Source organism: Rhodococcus sp. APC 3903 (assembly GCF_030407755.1).
GTDB classification, from domain to species: domain Bacteria; phylum Actinomycetota; class Actinomycetes; order Mycobacteriales; family Mycobacteriaceae; genus Rhodococcus_F; species Rhodococcus_F erythropolis.
In genome coordinates, this window is sequence record NZ_JASDCV010000003.1 from 47,300 (window position 1) to 65,911 (window position 18,612).

At 63.6% G+C, this 18,612-nt stretch carries 16 protein-coding genes; 6 read left to right on the top strand and 10 right to left on the bottom strand.

Annotated elements, in window-relative coordinates:
* Nucleotides 1-130: 130 nt before the first annotated feature.
* The 5 genes from QMA15_RS04860 to proB all read left to right on the top strand — a co-directional run bounded on the left by QMA15_RS04860 (nt 131) and on the right by proB (nt 7,134).
* Entirely contained in the window at nt 131-3,379 is a 3,249-nt protein-coding gene (locus QMA15_RS04860) for a translation initiation factor IF-2 N-terminal domain-containing protein (RefSeq protein ID WP_279163978.1), read from the top strand.
* Nucleotides 3,380-3,698: 319 nt separating this feature from the next.
* Nucleotides 3,699-4,010, top strand: a complete 312-nt coding sequence (rplU, locus tag QMA15_RS04865) for a 50S ribosomal protein L21 (protein WP_003944533.1) — start codon at nt 3,699-3,701, stop codon at nt 4,008-4,010.
* 42 nt (nt 4,011-4,052) lie between these two features.
* Nucleotides 4,053-4,322, top strand: a complete 270-nt coding sequence (gene rpmA, locus QMA15_RS04870; RefSeq protein ID WP_003944532.1) for a 50S ribosomal protein L27 — start codon at nt 4,053-4,055, stop codon at nt 4,320-4,322.
* 212 nt (nt 4,323-4,534) lie between these two features.
* On the top strand, nt 4,535-5,986 hold the full coding sequence (obgE, locus tag QMA15_RS04875) for a GTPase ObgE (protein WP_019749068.1): 1,452 nt from the start codon (nt 4,535-4,537) through the stop codon (nt 5,984-5,986).
* 44 nt (nt 5,987-6,030) lie between these two features.
* Entirely contained in the window at nt 6,031-7,134 is a 1,104-nt protein-coding gene (proB, locus tag QMA15_RS04880; RefSeq protein ID WP_019749067.1) for a glutamate 5-kinase, read from the top strand.
* On the opposite strand, the gene QMA15_RS04885 is transcribed toward proB, so the two are convergent.
* Complete coding sequence (locus QMA15_RS04885; protein ID WP_019749066.1) at nt 7,107-7,964, bottom strand: NAD-dependent protein deacetylase; 858 nt, start codon at nt 7,962-7,964, stop codon at nt 7,107-7,109. The two genes, proB and QMA15_RS04885, sit on opposite strands and share 28 nt — an antisense overlap.
* A 50-nt stretch (nt 7,965-8,014) precedes the next feature.
* Here QMA15_RS04885 and QMA15_RS04890 point away from each other — a divergent pair, with 50 nt between their 5' ends.
* Nucleotides 8,015-8,536 carry a VOC family protein gene (locus QMA15_RS04890; protein ID WP_341464808.1) on the top strand — a complete coding sequence of 174 codons (522 nt, stop codon included), beginning with the start codon at nt 8,015-8,017 and terminating at the stop codon, nt 8,534-8,536.
* A 44-nt stretch (nt 8,537-8,580) separates the two neighbouring features.
* Here the strand turns inward: QMA15_RS04890 and QMA15_RS04895 are convergent, their stop codons facing one another.
* From QMA15_RS04895 to QMA15_RS04935, 9 genes are all read right to left on the bottom strand, one after another.
* A complete protein-coding gene (locus tag QMA15_RS04895) occupies nt 8,581-9,513 on the bottom strand; it encodes a D-isomer specific 2-hydroxyacid dehydrogenase family protein (protein WP_007731007.1) in 933 nt (310 codons plus the stop codon).
* Nucleotides 9,514-9,522: 9 nt separating this feature from the next.
* Entirely contained in the window at nt 9,523-9,921 is a 399-nt protein-coding gene (locus QMA15_RS04900; protein ID WP_003944463.1) for an ectoine synthase, read from the bottom strand.
* 15 nt (nt 9,922-9,936) lie between these two features.
* A complete protein-coding gene (gene ectB / locus QMA15_RS04905) occupies nt 9,937-11,199 on the bottom strand; it encodes a diaminobutyrate--2-oxoglutarate transaminase (RefSeq protein WP_020969986.1) in 1,263 nt (420 codons plus the stop codon).
* 48 nt (nt 11,200-11,247) lie between these two features.
* Nucleotides 11,248-11,763, bottom strand: a complete 516-nt coding sequence (gene ectA / locus QMA15_RS04910; protein ID WP_019749063.1) for a diaminobutyrate acetyltransferase — start codon at nt 11,761-11,763, stop codon at nt 11,248-11,250.
* Between the two features lie 160 nt (nt 11,764-11,923).
* Nucleotides 11,924-14,023, bottom strand: coding sequence for a DEAD/DEAH box helicase (locus QMA15_RS04915; RefSeq protein WP_046378764.1), 2,100 nt, complete (start codon nt 14,021-14,023; stop codon nt 11,924-11,926).
* Nucleotides 14,024-14,062: 39 nt separating this feature from the next.
* Nucleotides 14,063-14,884 (bottom strand): MerR family transcriptional regulator, encoded by an 822-nt coding sequence (locus tag QMA15_RS04920; protein ID WP_021333411.1) that lies wholly within the window; start codon nt 14,882-14,884, stop codon nt 14,063-14,065.
* 69 nt (nt 14,885-14,953) lie between these two features.
* Entirely contained in the window at nt 14,954-15,820 is an 867-nt protein-coding gene (locus tag QMA15_RS04925; RefSeq protein ID WP_279163976.1) for a ribokinase, read from the bottom strand.
* Nucleotides 15,817-17,259 (bottom strand): MFS transporter, encoded by a 1,443-nt coding sequence (locus QMA15_RS04930; protein WP_279163975.1) that lies wholly within the window; start codon nt 17,257-17,259, stop codon nt 15,817-15,819. Before QMA15_RS04930 ends, QMA15_RS04925 begins: the two co-directional genes overlap by 4 nt.
* A gap of 243 nt (nt 17,260-17,502) precedes the next feature.
* Nucleotides 17,503-18,606 (bottom strand): NADH:flavin oxidoreductase/NADH oxidase, encoded by a 1,104-nt coding sequence (locus QMA15_RS04935; RefSeq protein WP_195791273.1) that lies wholly within the window; start codon nt 18,604-18,606, stop codon nt 17,503-17,505.
* Between the last annotated feature and the right edge of the window lie 6 nt (nt 18,607-18,612).

Below are 18,612 nucleotides of genomic sequence, written 5' to 3' on the forward strand. Positions count from 1 at the left end.
GGACCATGCGGAGCGAGACCTTACAATCTCGCACTCACTTCTGAGTGCGAGTACACACAGCACGCTCCCGCGTGGCCGCGTGACAACTCGACTTCTGGGTTGGACGCGCCCGGGGGCTGAGGAGACTTACGTGGCCGATCAATCCCCAACCGAATCAGATTCCAGCACCACCCCGGAATTTCCCGACAAGATGCGCGTACACGCGCTGGCGAAGCTGCTCGGTGTCACGAGCAAGCAGGTCCTTGCCGAAGCCGCAGCGCTCGGTACCGAGTTGCGCAGTGCGCAGTCGAGTCTCCAACGGGACGTTGCCCAGCGGATTCACGCCTCGCTGACTTCCGCTGCCGAGGCCATCGAGCCGGTCGTCGCCGAGCTCGATAGCCTCATCGACCCGGTTGTCGAGGCCCCGGTTGCCGAGGCCCCGGTTGCGGAAGAGCCTGCTGCAGAGGCTCCGGCCGAGAAGCCTGTCAGGGCTCGTCGCACCCGCAAAAAGGTCGTTGTCGAAGAACCGGCCGCCGAAGAACCTTCAGCAGAAGAAGCAGTGGATCCGGCTGTCGCCGAGATCAGCGCTGGACTCGACGCCGCTGCTGCGCTGCAGAGCAAGGAAGCCGAGCAGTCCGATCTGTTCACTTCCTTCGAGGCGCCGCAGACCCATCAGCCCGAGGTGGCTCCCGCCGCGCCGCAGGTCCCGCTGTTCCTGCAGCCGGATCTCGAAGCCGTCGAGGTAGCTCCGCGTCGCCGTCGCGCACGCCGCGAGCCCGCTGCACCGGCGGTCGTCGAAGAGAAGCAGACAACTGCGGAAGCCGAAACCGTCGTTCCCGAGGCAGCACCGGTTGCAGTTCCTGCCGTCGAAGAGCCGGCCGTGACCGCACCGCAAACCGAGGGCGAGAGCGCCGAGTCCGAGGACGAGGACGAGGATCAGCCGCGTCGCCGTCGTCGTGGACGCCGTGGACGTGGGCGTGGTCGCGGTGAACAGGGTGGCGAGCAGGGTTCGGACGAAGAGTCGGATACCGCTGCCGAATCGGAGCAGGAATCTGCCCCTGCGGCAGTCGAGAAGCAAACCGACGACGCTGCCGGCGAAGAATCCGGTGATAAGTCCGAGTCCACCGCTGATGCGGATTCCGAGAATGCCGACGATTCCGATCTCGATGCCGACGGATCGAGCCGCCGTCGCCGCCGTCGTCGTCGTCGCAAGACCGGCACCGACGGCGCCACCGACGCGACTGCGACGTCCGAGGACGATCCGCCGAACACCGTCGTTCACGAGCGCGAACCTCGCAACAAGACCCGCGTCAAGGACGAGGTCCAGGGCATCAGTGGTTCGACACGTCTGGAAGCGAAGCGTCAGCGTCGCCGCGACGGTCGTGACGCCGGCCGTCGTCGCCCGCCGATTCTGACCGAGTCGGAGTTCCTCGCGCGTCGTGAGGCCGTCGATCGCGTCATGGTTGTGCGTGATCGAGCAGACAGCGGTCAGCCGCATGCGACTACACAGGTAGCAGTCCTCGAAGACGGAGTGTTGGTCGAGCACTTCGTCACCAACTCGGCGTCCGCGTCGATGGTCGGCAACGTGTACCTCGGACGTGTCCAGAACGTGCTCCCCAGCATGGAAGCGGCGTTCATCGACATCGGACGTGGCCGCAACGGCGTTCTCTACGCCGGTGAGGTCAACTGGGAGGCTGCCGGTCTCGGTGGCAACTCGCGCAAGATCGAGCAGGCCCTCAAGCCGGGCGATCAGGTGCTCGTTCAGGTCAGCAAGGATCCGGTCGGTCACAAGGGTGCGCGACTGACCACACAGATTTCGCTTGCCGGTCGTTTCCTCGTCTACGTGCCCGGTGGTACGTCCACGGGTATCAGCCGCAAGCTTCCGGACACCGAGCGCAAGCGTCTCAAGGAAATCTTGCGCGACATAGTTCCCGCCGACGCCGGCGTGATCATTCGCACGGCGTCCGAGGGCGTCAGCGAAGAAGAGTTGGCGCGCGACGTGACTCGTCTGCAGGCTCAGTGGGCCGGCATCGAGGAGCAGGCTGCGGCTGCGGACACCGGTAAGTCCGGCAACCCGCAGGCGCTGTACGAAGAGCCTGACATGCTGGTCAAGGTCATTCGTGATCTGTTCAACGAGGACTTCTCCAAGCTGGTCATCGAGGGCGAGAAGGCGCATACGACGGTCGAGAACTACATCAACTCCGTTGCGCCCGACCTGCTTCCGCGACTCGAGAAGTACACGCCGAACAACGGTATCGACGTCTTCGCCGCTCGCCGTATCGACGAGCAGTTGGCCAAGGCACTCGATCGCAAGGTGTGGCTGCCGTCCGGCGGCACCCTGGTGATCGATCGCACCGAGGCCATGACCGTCGTCGACGTCAACACCGGAAAGTTCACCGGAGCCGGCGGAAACCTCGAAGAGACCGTTACCCGCAACAACCTCGAAGCAGCCGAGGAGATCGTTCGCCAGATGCGCCTGCGGGACATCGGCGGAATGATCGTCGTCGACTTCATCGACATGGTCCTCGAATCGAACCGGGACCTGGTCCTGCGTCGGCTCACCGAATGCCTGGGTCGCGATCGCACGCGCCATCAGGTGTCGGAGGTCACGTCACTCGGACTCGTGCAGATGACGCGCAAGAAGTTGGGCACCGGATTGGTCGAGGCCTTCTCGACCACCTGTGAGCACTGCCACGGCCGCGGGATCATCGTCCACTCCGAGCCGGTCGAGGTGAAGTCCTCGGATGACGGCGGATCGCGTTCGGGCTCGCAGCGAAGCGAATCCGGCACCTCGCGCAAGAACAAGCGTGGCCGCGGAGACAAGTCGCCTTCGACCGAGTCCAACGGACAGGAAGCTCCGGCGCCGGAGGTTCCGGCTGTCGACGCGACCGTCAAGCGGGCTCATCCGGTGGCATTGGCGATGGCCTCGCACCACCACGACGACGACGAGACCGTCGCGGCCGACTCGATCGAGTCTGATTCCACCGGTACGTCTTCGGGGGATGATGCATCCAAAAGTGCCGATCGGCAACAGGATCGGCCGATCGATACTCCTGCTGCTACTGAGCGCCATGACGTTCCTGTTGTGGACTCTGCTGCGGAAGAAGTATCCGCAGTGGACAACGAGTCGGCGGCCGCTTCGACCGAAGCATCTCCGCGCGGTCGTCGGCGTAGTCGCCGGGCGTCGCGGGCAGCGTCGGCACCGGTTGCCGAGGCAGCTCCCGAGGTGGGTACGGTCTTCGTGATTCCGACTCCGGAACCCGTGGCAGAAGCGGTCGTGGAAAACGTTCCGGCTCCGGCCACCGAAGTTCCGGCTGAGGAAGAAGTTGTCGTCGTCAAGCGACCCCGTCGCAGGCGTGCAGCAGCACGCCCCGCAGGTCCTCCGGTAGACGGAGAGTAAGAACTACTGGCTTTCGGTCGGTTGGATGACTTCGCGATGAGCGAGGACATCCAACCGTTATCCGAAGTTTCAGCTGGTAGAAGCAGTACAGAGTAGTAAGCACCACCCCTCGGCGGGGCGGTTTGACCCTGACGGTTGCTTTCCCGTAACCTTGGAGGGTCGCCACCCGGCGGTAGAGATTCCGTGTGCCTAGAGTGCGCGTGAATGTCCCGGTACGTCAGTGCCGAGCCGAGGTGACATAAACCAGACCAGTCGCGATGCATTTGAAGCCTCAGGCAGCAGCGCGAGCAAGTTCGAAGAAGCAAGGGGTAGCCCTCCGATGGCAACGTACGCGATCGTCAAGACCGGCGGAAAGCAGTACAAGGTCGCTGTTGGTGACCTCGTCAAGGTCGAGAAGATCGAGGGTGAGCCCGGCACTGCTGTCTCGCTTGCTCCCGTTCTCGTGGTCGACGGATCTGACCTGACCACCGACGCGGCCAAGCTGGCCAAGGTCGCAGTCACCAGTGAGATCGTCGAGCACACCAAGGGCCCGAAGATCCGCATCCACAAGTTCAAGAACAAGACCGGTTACCACAAGCGTCAGGGCCACAGGCAGCCGATCACGGTGCTCAAGGTCACGGGCATCAAGTAACCAGTTCTTTCTAGCTAATTTCACCCGAGGAGGGTCAATAGCATGGCACATAAGAAGGGTGCATCCAGCTCCCGTAACGGTCGCGATTCAAACGCCCAGCGCCTCGGCGTGAAGCGCTTCGGCGGCCAGTCGGTCAGCGCAGGCGAAATCCTGGTTCGCCAGCGCGGCACGCACTTCCACCCCGGCGTCAACGTCGGCCGTGGCGGCGACGACACCCTGTTCGCTCTCGCTGCCGGTGCAGTCGAGTTCGGCCAGAAGCGTGGACGCAAGACCGTGAACATCGTTCCGGCCGTCGTTGCGGCTGAGGTCTAGTCTTTCTCGCTAGTTGTGCGTCACCGGTTCTACTTTCGGTAAGAGAGTGACGCGTTCCAAGCTCCCGATAGGGGCGGACCAGGGTTGAAATAACCCGGTCCGCCCCTATCGTTTGTTTAAGCAGTGCCAGTTTTACCCCGAGCAACCCTGCTCACCAGAAGTTCAGCTCATCGCGTGAGACCCGCAATTGACTGAGGAAGGATCCGGCAGTCATGTCCCGATTCATTGACCGTGTTGTGCTGCACGTCAGCGCTGGAAAAGGCGGCAATGGTTGCGCCTCCGTACACCGCGAGAAGTTCAAACCGCTCGGCGGTCCGGACGGTGCCAACGGAGGTCGCGGCGGCGACGTCATCCTCGTGGTCGACGAGAACATCCACACCCTCCTCGACTTTCACTTCCATCCCAACGCGAAGGCGACCAACGGCAAGCAGGGCGCCGGCAGTAACCGCGAGGGTGCAAACGGTGAAGACCTCATCCTCAAGGTCCCGGATGGAACTGTGGTTCTCGATACCGACGGCAACGTCCTTGCCGACCTCGTCGGTGTCGGCTCGCGCTACGACGCCGCTCAGGGCGGCCGCGGCGGACTCGGCAACGCAGCACTCGCCTCGAAGGCTCGCAAGGCCCCAGGTTTCGCACTCCTCGGTGAAGACGGTGTCGAGCGTGACCTGGTGCTCGAACTCAAGTCGGTAGCCGACGTCGGTCTGCTCGGATTTCCCTCTGCCGGTAAGTCTTCGCTGGTGTCCGTTCTCTCGGCGGCCAAGCCGAAGATCGCCGACTACCCCTTCACCACTCTGGTCCCCAACCTCGGCGTCGTCTCGAGCGGTGACACCACCTTCACCGTCGCCGACGTGCCCGGGCTGATCCCCGGTGCCAGCGAAGGCCGCGGTTTGGGCCTGGACTTCCTGCGCCACATCGAACGCTGCGCCGTATTGGCGCACGTGATCGACTGCGCCACCCTCGATCCGGGGCGTGACCCGATATCCGACATCGACGCCCTGGAAGCAGAGCTGGCCGCGTACACGCCCGCGCTCTCCGGCGACTCGGGACTCGGTGACCTCGACAAGCGCCCGCGCGTCGTCATCCTGAACAAGACCGACGTTCCGGAGGCAGCCGAGCTGGCCGAAATGGTCACACCCGAGATCGAAGCTCGCGGATGGCCGGTCTTCACCATCTCGGCGGTGAGCCGAGAAGGTCTGCGACCGTTGACATTCGCGCTGGCGAAGATGGTCCGCGACTACCGCGAAGCTCATCCGAAGCCCGAGCCGAAGCGCCAGGTCATTCGCCCGGTCAAGGTGAAGGATTCCAGCTTCACCATCGAGAAGGATCCCGATATCCCTGGTGGGTTCGTCGTCCGAGGCACCCGCCCGGAGCGGTGGATTCGTCAGACCGCCTTCGACAACGACGAGGCCGTTGGTTACCTCGCCGACCGTCTTGCACGCTTGGGTGTCGAGGACGCATTGGTCAAGAAGGGCGCTCAGCCAGGGGCTTCCGTCACCATCGGTGACGTCAGCTTCGAGTGGGAGCCGATGACGCCGGCCGGTATCGATCTGACCCGTACGGGCCGTGGAACCGACCCGCGTCTCGATCAGGTGGAGCGTATCGGCGCCGACGAGCGCAAGCATGCTCGTCGCGTCCGCCGCGGGCTGCTCGACGAAGACGCCTGACTCACGCGATTTCAGGACGAAAACCGAAGAGAGGGAACGGGACTGTGCTCGGGTCCACCAGGGAGTCGATAGCGTCGGCTCACAGTATCGTCGTGAAGATCGGGTCGTCTGCGCTCACCAGTCTGGTGGCGGGACTCGACACTCACCGACTTGATCTGTTGGCCGATGCCATCGAGGCCCGCATGCGCGCGGGCTCCGATGTTGTCGTCGTCTCGTCCGGTGCCGTCGGCGCCGGGCTGGCGCCGCTGGGACTGACCAAGCGACCGCGGGATCTCGCGACCAAGCAGGCTGCGGCCAGCGTCGGTCAGTTGGCGCTGGCTCACGCCTGGGGTACGTCGTTCGCCCGTTACGGGCGTACCGTCGGGCAGGTTCTACTCACGGCGGACGACATCGCTCGACGGACGCAGCACCGCAACGCCCAACGGACACTCGATCGTCTACGGGCATTGCACGCGGTGGCGATCGTGAACGAGAACGACACCGTTGCCACCACCGAACTTCGATTCGGTGACAACGATCGGCTGGCTGCTCTGGTTGCTCATCTCGTCGGCGCCGACGCGTTGATTCTGTTGTCGGATGTGGACGGCCTGTACGACGGGGATCCCCGAAAGGGCGATGCCACACTGATTCCCGAGGTCAACAGTCCCGAGGATCTCGACGGTGTGGTTGCCGGATCGGGTGGCGCTCTCGGTACCGGAGGCATGGCGTCAAAGCTCTCAGCAGCACGCCTGGCCGCTGATTCCGGAGTGCCGGTGCTGCTCGCGGCAGCATCGGACGCTGCGCAGGCACTCAGTGGTGCCGATGTCGGAACAGCATTTGCGCCCCGGCCGACGCGATTGTCGGCTCGCCGATTCTGGGTACGTCACGCCGCTGACACATCGGGTGACCTTCACCTCGACGAAGGCGCCGTTCGCGCGGTGGTGTCCAAGCGTCGAAGCCTGCTGTCCGCGGGCATCGTCGGTGTGTCCGGCGATTTTCACGCCGGCGATGTCGTGTCGCTGATGGGACCGGGGGAGAAGCCCGTCGCTCGGGGTGTCGTTGCGTTCGACGCTACGGAGATCGAGGAGATCCTGGGGCGCTCCACCGCCGATCTACCGGCCGACATGCAGCGTCCCGTGGTTCACGCGGACGACTTGGTGGCGCTGTAGCTGTCGTACTCGACCAGGGCGGAAAGTGCTTCAGCACAACCGACTTCGAGCTTGAGGTCGGCGTATTCGTCACCTCGGGTCGTTCCGCGATTGACGATGGCGATCGGCTTCCCGGTCTTGGCGGCATGCCGCACGAAACGCAGACCGGACATCACCGTCAACGACGACCCGGCTACCAACAGTGCATCGGCTTGGTCGACGAGGCTGTACGCCCGGGCCACACGTTCCTTGGGGACGGATTCACCGAAGTAGACGATGTCCGGCTTGAGTAGCCCACCGCACACGGCGCAATCCACGACGCGAAAGTGTGCGGTGGATTCGATCACGGCATCCGCATCGGGCGCGATCTCGACTCCCGTTGCAGCAGCCACAGTTTCGGCAAATCCGGGGTTGGCTTCCTCCAGTCTCTCGGCGAGAGTGGTGCGGGAGATCAGCCGCTGGCAGCTCAGGCATCGAACCTGCGCGTAGGTGCCGTGGAGGTCGATGACGTTTCGCGCGCCGGCCTTGGTGTGCAGGAGGTCGACGTTCTGGGTGATCACACCGACGGCTCGCCCTGTTCGCTCGAGTGCCGCGACGGCCCGGTGGCCCTGGTTGGGCCGCGAGCTGTCCATGTATCGCCAGCCGATGTGGTTACGCGCCCAGTAGTGACGTCGAAACGCCGGATCCCCGATGAACTGCTGGAACGTCATCGGATTGCGCGGGGGTGAATCGGGGCCACGGTAGTCCGGGATTCCGGAGTCGGTGGAGATGCCTGCACCCGTCAGAACTGCCAGGCGACGGCCGGCCAGGAGCTCGGGAAGGGCGTCGAGGCGGCTGTTGTCGGTAGGCACCGTTCCAGGATAGGCGCGTGTGCGAGACGGCGGCGCGGAGGAAGTCCGAAATGTTCAATAGAACACGTGTACGACTGTCGATACTCGTAGACATGAACACAGTGAACCCAATTCCCGCTGGTTACCACACGATCACTCCCTACCTTGCGGTGCCGGACGGCCATGCCGCACTCGACTACTACAAACGAGCACTCGGAGCTGAGATCGTCGACGCGATGAACGCACCCGACGGCTCCCTCATGCATGCCGAGATTCGGATCGGTGATTCGATGCTGCAGCTTTCGCAGGAGATGCCGGACTTCGGTCTCAGGTCGCCGCAGGACGGCTGGGTGCATTCGTCCATCGTCGTTTACGCCGAGGACACGGACGAGTTCGTCGCTCGGGCCGTCGCCGAGGGAGCCACGCTGGTCACGGCGGTAGCCGATACGTTCTCGGGTGACCGGCATGGAGTGTTTCTCGACCCATTCGGCCATCGGTGGGCCGTATGCACGAAGATCGAGGATGTACCTGCGGAGGAGGTGGCTCGCCGGGCGCGGGCGCTCTTCTTCCCGGATACGGAGTCGCCACAGTAACTTTCGGCAGCTTTCGCCGGATCATTCAGGCTTCGGCGGCGTGCTCAGTATCCGGCGACCGGGTCGACGAGGGCAGCCAGTGCCTCGCCCTTCGCGAAGCGGGTCACGTTCTTGGAGACGTGATCCGCAAACGCGGCGGGGCGAACTCCCGGCGGATTGGAATCGTGGGGTGTGATGATCGCATTCGTCAGATCCCACAGCGGGTGGCCGTCCGGGAGGGGTTCGGGGTCGGTGACGTCGAGACCGGCGCCGCCGATCTGCTCCGACTCGATTGCCTCGACCAGCGCGTCGGTATCGACCAGCGATCCGCGCGCGACATTGATCACCCAGGAATGGGGTTGCATCGCCGCCAACTGCGCGCGGCCCACGAGGTGACGGGTGGCCGGGGTGGCGGGCGCAGCGATCACGAAGTGATCTGCGCGAGAATAGATTTCATCCATCCTGGATGCGGGGTACGTCGAGATGGCCCCGGGAACCGGGCTACCGGAACGATTGACTGCGATGCTGTCCGCCCCCTGCGCGGCCAGCATCGGAATCAGCGCGCGGCCGATACCGCCTGCGCCGATGATCGCAACCGTCGAGCCACGAAGGGTGCCGATCTTGGGAAAGAACTCGAACTGACGCCACGTTCGAGCTTCGATGTGTGCGGGCAGGTGACGAACTCCGGCCAACAGCAGCATGAGCGCGTGCTCGGCCACCGAGGCCGAAAACGCGCCGGCCGCCGAGGTCCACGTGATTTCGGTGTCCTTCGGAATCACACCGGAGTCGAACCAATCCTCGATTCCCGCCGACGGCAGCTGCACCCACCTGACCGACGCCGGTAACTCCGACGGAAAAGTTTCGGGTGAGCCCGCCCAGATCAGGGCGTCGGCAGTGTCGATCGGACTGATCAGACCTCCGCCCCGAAGCACCGCGCTGTCGAGCAGTGCATCGGGGACAGGGCCGATCGCTACGCGTGGAGAGGTGTCAGTCGCCATGACTAGACGCTACGCGGGGACCTCCACCAGTGGGTAGACACCGTTCTCGTCGTGTACCTCACGCCCGGTGACCGGCGGATTGAAAACGCAGAGCATGCGCATCTGCGTATCGGGCTCGACGCGGTGACGCTCGTGACCGTTGAGCAGGTACATCGACCCCGGTGCGAGATCGTATTCCTTGTTGTTGTCCAGGTCGATCAGCTTGCCGGTGCCTTCGACGAGCCAGACCGCTTCGACGTGGTTGGCGTAGTGGAACTCGTTGACCGAACCTGCCTTGATGGTGGTTTCGTGGAACGAGAACCCGACGCGGTCGCCGCCGAGGACGATGCGCTTACTGCGCCAGTTGCCGTCCTCGCTCGTGATGTCGCGGTCGGTGTCGGTGATCTCGGTGGTGGTGCGAACGATCATGGGAGAGTCCTTCCTCTAGCTGCAGACCTTGAGTGTCGCCTCGGCCAGAATGGAGAGGCCGTGCTCGAGCTCGTCATCGGTAATCGTCAGTGCCGGAAGCAGTTTCACAACCTGGTCGGAGGGTCCGGAGGTCTCCGCGAGCAATCCCTCGTCGAATGCCAGCTGGCAGACCTTGCCGGCGCGCTCGGGTTGATCGAAAACGAGGCCCTGAACCAGGCCGCGTCCGCGGTGCGAGACCTCGCCGGGGAACTGATCGGAGAGATTGGCGAAGCATTCGCTGATGCGTGCGCCCTTCTTCAAGGTTGTCTTCGTCAGTGCGTCGTCGGACCAGTAGTGGTCGAGTGCAACCTTGGAGGTGACGAACGCCGGGTTGTTGCCACGGAAGGTGCCGTTGTGTTCGCCCGGTCCCCAGACGTCGAGTTCACGCTTGAACAGCGTGAGCGCCATCGGCATTCCGTAACCGCTGATCGACTTGGACAGCGTGACGATGTCGGGAACGATTCCGGCCTCTTCGAAGGAGAAGAACGGCCCGGTGCGGCCGCAGCCCATCTGGACGTCGTCGACGATCAGCAGGATGCCACGATCCGAGCACAGTGTTGCCAGCGCCCGAAGCCATTCGGGGCGAGCGACATTGACGCCGCCTTCACCCTGAACGGTCTCGACGATCACTGCCGCGGGACGGTTGATGCCGCTACCGGAATCATCGAGAACGCGGGAGAACCACTGGAAGTCCTCGGTGACGCCGTCGAAGTAGTTGTCGAAGGGCATCGGTGTCGTGTGCACGAGCGGAACACCGGCGCCCGCGCGCTTCATCGAGTTGCCGGTCACGGAGAGTGCACCAAGTGTCATTCCGTGAAATGCGTTGGTGAAGTTGATGACTGCCGAACGTCCGGTCACCTTGCGGGCCAGCTTCAGTGCAGCCTCGACGGTGTTCGATCCGGTCGGGCCGGGGAACTGGACCTTGTAGTCCAGGCCGCGCGGCTCGAGGATGTTGCGCTGAAAGGTCTCGAGGAACTCGCGCTTGGCGACTGTCGACATGTCGAGGCCGTGCGTGATGCCGTCGCTCATGATGTAGTCGACCAGCGCCGATTTGAGCACCGGGTTGTTGTGGCCGTAGTTGAGGGCGCCGGCACCGGCGAAGAAATCGAGATATTCGCGTCCGTTTTCGTCACGAATCCAGGATCCGGATGCGCTGGTGAACACTGCAGGCCAGTCACGGCAGTAGCTGCGGACCTCGGACTCGAGGGTTTCGAAAATGCTTGCTTCGTTGATATTCATATCTTCTTTGTTCCTCCGGGGCATGCTGTATGCCGAGCGCGAAATGCGCTAGGCGCCGATCGTGTAAAGATCTTCGGCTTCGTGTCCATCGGGAAAATCTTTGGGCGAGAACAAGTTCTGCCTGGTTATCGGTACTTCGCGTCGACGTGCGAGCGCAGTGAAGAGTGCGATCGAAGCCTCGTTGTCGGGGCTGATCGTCGTCTCCAGATGTGTAACACCCAGTGGGGCAGTGCGATCCATCAAGTCGGACAGCATGCGAGCAGCAATTGCCTTGCCGCGCTGGTCCTCGTCGACCGCGACTTGCCACACGAACAGGGTTTCCTGCGCGCTGGGACGGGTATAACCGGAAACGAATCCGACTACGCGGCCGTCTACCTCTGCGACGATGGACGTCGCGCTGAAATCCCTGCACCACAACAGGTATGCATAACTCGAATTGAGGTCGAGCACCTTCGAATCACGTGCGATCTCCCAGAGCCGGACTCCGTCATCGATCTGTGGGCTTCTGAACAACACCGCGTCCGGCGCGGTGGTCGGGATAGCTCTCGTATCAACAGGCTTCATCGGTCATCTGAACGTAACAATCATTGCTGTCGAAGTCATGCAGATGTCCGTTTCGGGCCGTGCGGAACCCGTTGCGCCCCAGGTGAGGACATGAATGTGATCGTGCTCACATTATGTAACTTCTGGTGTTGTCCGAGCGACTATTTCGGGCCAAAACTCGCTATTTGGGGCTCGCGAGCGCCAATGGGAGGACCGAATGCGCACCTGCCTGCCGAAGTGCGCGTGCGGCCATCGTGAAAGTCCAACCGGTGTCGGCGATTGCGTCGACAAGAAGTATCGGTCCCTGATGGATACTCATGTCCGGAACTTCCCAAACATCGACCAGTCCGGACACGCGATAGGCGGAGTTCGCTGCCGACACCGGAGGGTGGTCGGGTCGCAAGCGAAGGGTGCCCAGGTCGGTCAATCGCCCGACCTCGGCCAGCTTGGCAGCCAGGCTCGACACCAGCAACGGATGCGTCGTGGATTCGAGGGCCATCACACCGGTGGGGCGCTCGGCCCAATTCCAGGCGGCCAGAACGCTGATACACGCGCTGACCACCGCATCGGGTACCTCGGCGTCGGGACCGTCGAAAAGCGCGCGGAGACGTTGGCCCCAGCCCAGGTCCGACATCCGTCCGAGAATGCGCCCGGTTTCCGGTCCCTCGGTGATCTTCCCGGACAGCTTGACGCCCAGCTTGCTCAGGCCGGTCGGCCACATCTTGCGCGGCTCCAGGTCGAATCCGGGGCGCTGCAAGCGCGCCCGAGTCTCGTCGAGGGCGGTGGTGTCGACAGTGGTGTCGTAGCGATTGCCGGTGCAGTTGTCACAGCGTCCACACTGTGAGTTCTCCGATGTCAGACCAGGATCGTCGAGTTGTTCACGCAGGAAGGTCATTCGGCACGTGGTGATGCTCTGGTATTCGACCATTGCAGCCTGCTCGGCCTGGCGAGCGTCGTCGAGTCGACCGTAACGCTCGGCGTCGTACACCCAAGGTTCTCCGGTGCTGATCCAACCGCCCTTGACTCGTTTGACCGCGCCGTCGACGTCGAGAACTTTGAGGACCATTTCGAGACGGGTGCGATTGAGCTCCACCAGCGGTTCGAGTGCCGGTGTCGACGTGGCCTTTTCGGTGTCGAGGTGCTCGATGACGCTGCGGACCAGATGCTCGCGGGGGAAGGCGACCGAGGCGAAGTAGCTCCAGATCTGCTTGTCCTCGGCGCCCGGCAGCAGGATCACGTCTGCCCTGTCGGTGGAACGCCCGGCGCGGCCCACCTGCTGGTAGTACGAGATAGGTGACGACGGTGCGCCGAGGTGGACGACGAACCCGAGATCAGGCTTGTCGAAGCCCATCCCGAGGGCCGAGGTGGCCACCAGAGCCTTGACGCGATTGCCCAACAGGTCCTGCTCGAGGGATTCACGTTCGGTGGGATCGGTCTGGCCCGTGTAGGCGGCGACGGTATGACCGCGCTCGGAGAGCAGGCTTGCGAGGTCGCGAGCGGCCGAAACCGTCAGCGTGTAGATGATGCCCGATCCCGGCAGCGTCTCGAGCATGTCGGCGAGCCAGGCAGCGCGCGCCGTCGCCTCGGGAATGTGAACCACGGAAAGGTGAAGTGACTCGCGCTCGAGCCCGCCACGAAGTACGAGCGTTTCCTCGCCGCCGACGCCGAGTTGGGCGGACACGTCCTCGACGACGCGGTTGTTGGCCGTAGCCGTGGTCGCGAGGACGGGAATGCCCTCGCCGAGTTCGGCGATCAAAGTCCTGATACGCCGATAGTCGGGACGGAAGTCGTGTCCCCAGTCGGAAACGCAATGAGCCTCGTCGACCACTACCAAGCCGGCATCAGCTGCCAGGGACGGGAGGACCTGATCGCGGAAGTCGGGGTTGTTCAGGCGCTCGGGGCTGACCAGCAGTACGTCGAGATCGTTGGCTGCAACGCGGGCGTGGATGTCGTCCCACTCCGTGACATTGCCCGAGTTGATGGTCGCGGCTCGCACCCCGGCACGCTCGGCAGAACTGACCTGGTTTCGCATCAGGGCCAACAACGGAGAGACGATGACCGTGGGGCCGTGACCTGTTGCCCGGAGCAGCTTCGCCGAGATGAAGTAGACCGCCGACTTGCCCCAGCCGGTCCGCTGGACGACGAGGGCACGCTTGCGTTGCACCACCAGCGCCTCGATGGCCGTCCACTGGTCCTCGCGTAGGCGGGCATCCGGCCCCGCGAGTTCACGGAGCAGTCGCTCGGCTTCGTCGCGCATGGCTGGGGCAGTGGCGGTGGTCATGGACCCCATGGTGCACGACCCTGCCGACACGTGCGGGCTTCAGGCCTTGGCAACAGGTTCCTGCAGCTCGGTGACCCAGCCGTCGACGTCCTCCGGGCACGCCAGCGTGACCTCCCGGCTGGGGCCGGCATTGCGGTATCCCGCTGCGTCGATCCACTGAGCCAAGGCTTGATAGGCGGGCAGGCAGTTGTCCATCGACCCCTTGTGCAGCAGCGAGGCCACCTGAGCTTCGGCCTGCAGTTCGACGACCGCGAACTCGTAGTCGCCCTCGGGATCCGCATCGACCGGTAGCGCGGCATGCACGACGACGTTCTCGTCGTCACCGGCATCCTCGTAGTACGCGAGCGCAGGTCCGATCGCGGCGATACCGGCACGATCCAAACCGGTGCACAGGCGCTCGTACAGCCCGCGAACCACCGGACCGATCGACGACGGATCCATCGTCTTGGCGGTACCGGTCAACTCCGCGACCCGCAGCGCCGGAACGGACTTGATCACAACCTCGTATGCGGACATCTGTCCCTCACTTTCGATGATGCGTAGGCGCGCCTGTACATGCGCCAGTCGCGCGGTGTCTTCCTGGATTCGGGTCTCGAGTTCTGCTCGGCGAAGCGTGAGCATCCCGCGGATTTCGTCGACGGTGACTGCCGACTCCACCACCTGCTGGACCTGGGCCAGGGTCAGGCCCAACTCCTTGAGTGCGACGATGCGGTTGAGCAGCGCCAACTGGCCCGCGGTGTACGAGCGGTACCCGGTGGATGCGTCGACCCTCGCGGGCGCGAGCAGGCCGATGGCGTCGTAGTGGCGGAGCATGCGCACGGACACGCGACCTGCTCTCGCGAAGTCACCGATGCTCAACATGGTTACTTGCCCCGTTTCTCCCTCACGAACCCGACACCTACAGGTTTAGAACCTCACACGGTGTCAGAGTCAAGGCTGACGCTTCAGCACTATCTCGATCGCAGCGCGAGTGGGCGACGACACCGACGCGCCGCGAACCGTCGTCGCCAGACTTCCCGCCGTGGCAGCGAACTGCAGGGCGCGGTCCTGGCCCTGTACCCACTCCACGGCGAAGGCCCCGGTGAAGGCATCGCCGGCGCCAGTTGTATCCACGGGTGTCACGGCCGGGGAGTCGGCGTGGATTGTCTCCTCGCCCGACCGGAGATCCGCGCCGCCGGCCCCGAGCGTCGTGACGAGGTATCGGACGCGACCGGTGACCGCGGCCAACTGCTCCGACTCGGTCTGGTTGACGATCAAGATGTCGACTGCATCGATCAGTGGATCCGGAAGTTCTTGCACAGGAGACGGATTGAGGATGACCGTAGTCCCGTTAGCATGTGCGTGCTCGGCTGCTGCTGTAACTGTCTCGACCGGGATCTCGAGTTGGCACAATAGAACGTCGGCGTGTGCGATCGCGTCGAGGTCTGCTTCGGTCAACGAAGTGATCGAGGAATTGGCGCCCGGGACGACGATGATGTTGTTCTCCGCGTCTTCGCTCACGGTGATGGCCGCGACGCCACTCGGGCCGTCGACACTACGTAGCAGTGCGGTGTCGACCGCGGCGTCTTGTAGGGTCTCGCGCAATTGGGTGCCGAAACCGTCGTCGCCGACCGCGCCGACGAAGGACACGTCCCCACCGGCCTTCGCGGCGGCGATGGCCTGGTTACTGCCCTTACCTCCGGCCGCGGTGGCAAAGGCAGTGCCGAGCAGCGTTTCTCCCGGAGCGGGGAATCTGGCCACCGACGTGGTCAGATCCATGTTGATACTGCCGACGACGACGATTCGAGGCGTGCTCATACCTCGAGGTTATCGGCCTTCATTCTCTTTCGACGAACCTTGCGGATGATCCGACGTGCTTCCTCGTCGGTGGCCACGGCGGGCGGAGAGCCGTCCAGTGGCTTCCGTGCAGTCTCGGGGATCATCAGGACTGCGATACCGCCGATCACCGCGGCGATCATCATGTACATCGGTGCGACCAGATTGCTGCCCGTTGCACTTTCGAGAGCTGTCAGCACCAGGGGAGTGGTTCCACCGAAGATCGACACCGCGAGGTTGTATCCGATTGCCAAGCCGCCGTACCTGATTCCGGTCGGAAAGAGCGCGGGAAGCACGGACGGGAACACCCCGACGAACAGCAGGAGCAAGCCGCCGAGCATTGCGAGTCCCAGGAAGACCGTCACGTAGTTGCCGATGCCGATCAACAGGTAGGCAGGCAGGGACAGGACGAAGAATCCGATGAAACCGCTGAGCAGCAAGGGTTTACGCCCGACGCGGTCCGAGAACTTTCCGACGTAGCTGATTCCCATCATCATCACGATCATGACGATGATCATCAGAACGAGTCCGTGGGATTCGTCGTAACCCAACGTGTTGGTCAGATACGTCGGCATGTAGCTGAGCAGCCCGTAGTGAGCGATGTTGTACGTGGCCACCAGGACGATGCACAGAACAAGCGGACGCCAGTTGTCGACGAGAGTTTCGCGTAGTTTCTTGCCTGTGGATTCATCTGCGAGGGAGCGCTCTTCGGCCTGCTCCATCATCTGGAATGCGGGAGTTTCCTCCAAACGCAGACGGAGGTACAGGCCGATGAGACCCAGAGGTCCGGCAATGAGGAAGGGGATGCGCCAGCCCCACTGGAGGAGGTCCTCGGCACTGACGACGGTCTGGATGATCGTCACGATGCCCGCTGCCGCCACATATCCTGCCAGAGTCCCGAATTCGAGGAAGCTGGCGAAGAAACCGCGGCGCTTGTCCGGTGCGTATTCGGCGACGAACGTACTGGCCCCGCCGTATTCGCCGCCCGTGGAAAAGCCCTGCAACAGGCGTAGGAGTACCAGCAGGATCGGGGCGGCGATACCGATGGATTCGTAGCTCGGGATGAGGCCGATGGCGAAGGTACTGCCGGCCATCAGAATGATGGTGGTGGCAAGGACTTTCTTGCGTCCGATGCGGTCACCGAGTGGACCGAAGAACAATCCGCCGAGAGGGCGGACGATGAAGGCAGCCGCAAAAATTGCAAACGTCGAGAGGAGTTGAGCGCTGCCGCTCGCGTCCGGGAAGAACACTTTTCCGATAGTGGTAGCTAGATATGCGTAAACGCCGAAATCGAACCACTCCATGGCATTTCCGAGCATCGTCGCCTTGACAGCGCGCTTGACGGACGCATTGTCGGTGACGCAGACATCGGGTGATTCGGCCACTTCGAGAGCGCTGATCGAGTTCTCTGGTGTAGTCATGACATGCGCTCCCCAGCGCAATCATCGAACCGAGCGGGGCACGTACCTGATGCACGCATCTTTTCGTTGCCCACTCGCCGATGAGCCGGTCGGGAAATCGAGCGTCCGCGTGCCCTGTGGCTCGTTGCGACCCCCGTCGCACGGCTCTGGCCCGCGGCAGTGTCCGGAGCCCACAGGGCTCCGGACTACCGGCAAGTAAGACGCTTACGCTATCAAAGTTGGGCGCGGGAGCCGATTTTCGGGCTAGAAGGCGCGGGCGTACTGCGACGGGATATGCGGTCCTACCTCGGCGTTCAGTTCACGGGCCGCCCGGCGCGCCCAGTAGGGATCACGCAACAGTTCGCGGCCGAGGAGCACCGCCACTGCGCTTCCGTCTTCGACGATCTTCTCGGCCTGTTCGGGTTCGGTGATGAGGCCGACGGCGGCGGCCGGTAGCAGGCTCTCGTTCTGCAGGCGACGGGCGAACGGAACCTGGTATCCCGGTTCCACCGGAATCTGTGCCGCCGGTGAATTGCCGCCAGTGGAGACGTCGACGAGATCGACCCCGTAATCGGAGAGGATGTTGGCCAGGGCAACGGTCTGATCCGCGGTCCAGCTGTCGACCTCGAGCCCACGCTCTTCCGTGAGCCAATCGGTCGCCGAGACCCGGACGAAGAGCGGTAGCTCGGCCGGCCACACCTCGCGGACTGCTGTCAGGATTTCGAGGAGCAATCGAATGCGGTTCTCGAAGCTGCCTCCGTAGCGGTCCGTTCGCTTGTTGCTCTCGGGGGAGAGGAACTGATGGATCAGGTATCCGTGGGCCGCGTGAATTTCCACGACCTTGAATTCGGCCTTCAATGCGCGGGTAGCCGCCGCTGCGAAGTCCGCGACGACCTTCTCGATGCCCTCCGTGGTGAGCTCTACCGGATCGGCAAGGTGACCGAACGGAACCGCGCTCGGGGCAACCGTCTGCCACGAGAGTCGGTCGTCGGCGGGCAGGCTCTTGCCGCCGCGCCACGGAACCTGCGTCGACGCTTTGCGTCCGGCGTGGGCCAGCTGAATTCCGGGCACTGCGCCGAAGTACGCGAGTTGCGCGTTGATCTCGGCGAAGGCTTGCGCCTGCGTGTCGTTCCAGATCCCCAGATCAGCTGCCGATATGCGGCCTTCGGGATTGATGGCCGTCGCCTCGGTGAGAATCAGGCCGGTGCCGCCGATTGCACGGCTCACCAGATGCGTGCGATGCCACTCGTTGGGCACTCCGACCTGGTCGCCGATGACGTCGGCCGAGTACTGGCACATCGGTGCCATCCAGACGCGGTTCGGGATGGTGACGCCGCGCAGGGTCAAAGGCTCGAACAACACACTCACGGATGG

Excerpts from the sequence above, each read along its gene's own strand:
- rplU (WP_003944533.1), top strand. The coding sequence starts at position 3,699 with ATGGCAACGTACGCGATCGTCAAGACCGGCGGAAAGCAGTACAAGGTC.
- rpmA (WP_003944532.1), top strand. The coding sequence starts at position 4,053 with ATGGCACATAAGAAGGGTGCATCCAGCTCCCGTAACGGTCGCGATTCA.
- obgE (WP_019749068.1), top strand. The coding sequence starts at position 4,535 with ATGTCCCGATTCATTGACCGTGTTGTGCTGCACGTCAGCGCTGGAAAA.
- QMA15_RS04890 (WP_341464808.1), top strand. The coding sequence starts at position 8,015 with ATGTTCAATAGAACACGTGTACGACTGTCGATACTCGTAGACATGAAC.
- QMA15_RS04895 (WP_007731007.1), bottom strand. The coding sequence starts at position 9,513 with ATGGCGACTGACACCTCTCCACGCGTAGCGATCGGCCCTGTCCCCGAT.
- QMA15_RS04900 (WP_003944463.1), bottom strand. The coding sequence starts at position 9,921 with ATGATCGTTCGCACCACCACCGAGATCACCGACACCGACCGCGACATC.
- ectB (WP_020969986.1), bottom strand. The coding sequence starts at position 11,199 with ATGAATATCAACGAAGCAAGCATTTTCGAAACCCTCGAGTCCGAGGTC.
- ectA (WP_019749063.1), bottom strand. The coding sequence starts at position 11,763 with ATGAAGCCTGTTGATACGAGAGCTATCCCGACCACCGCGCCGGACGCG.
- QMA15_RS04915 (WP_046378764.1), bottom strand. The coding sequence starts at position 14,023 with ATGACCACCGCCACTGCCCCAGCCATGCGCGACGAAGCCGAGCGACTG.
- QMA15_RS04920 (WP_021333411.1), bottom strand. The coding sequence starts at position 14,884 with ATGTTGAGCATCGGTGACTTCGCGAGAGCAGGTCGCGTGTCCGTGCGC.
- QMA15_RS04925 (WP_279163976.1), bottom strand. The coding sequence starts at position 15,820 with ATGAGCACGCCTCGAATCGTCGTCGTCGGCAGTATCAACATGGATCTG.
- QMA15_RS04930 (WP_279163975.1), bottom strand. The coding sequence starts at position 17,259 with ATGACTACACCAGAGAACTCGATCAGCGCTCTCGAAGTGGCCGAATCA.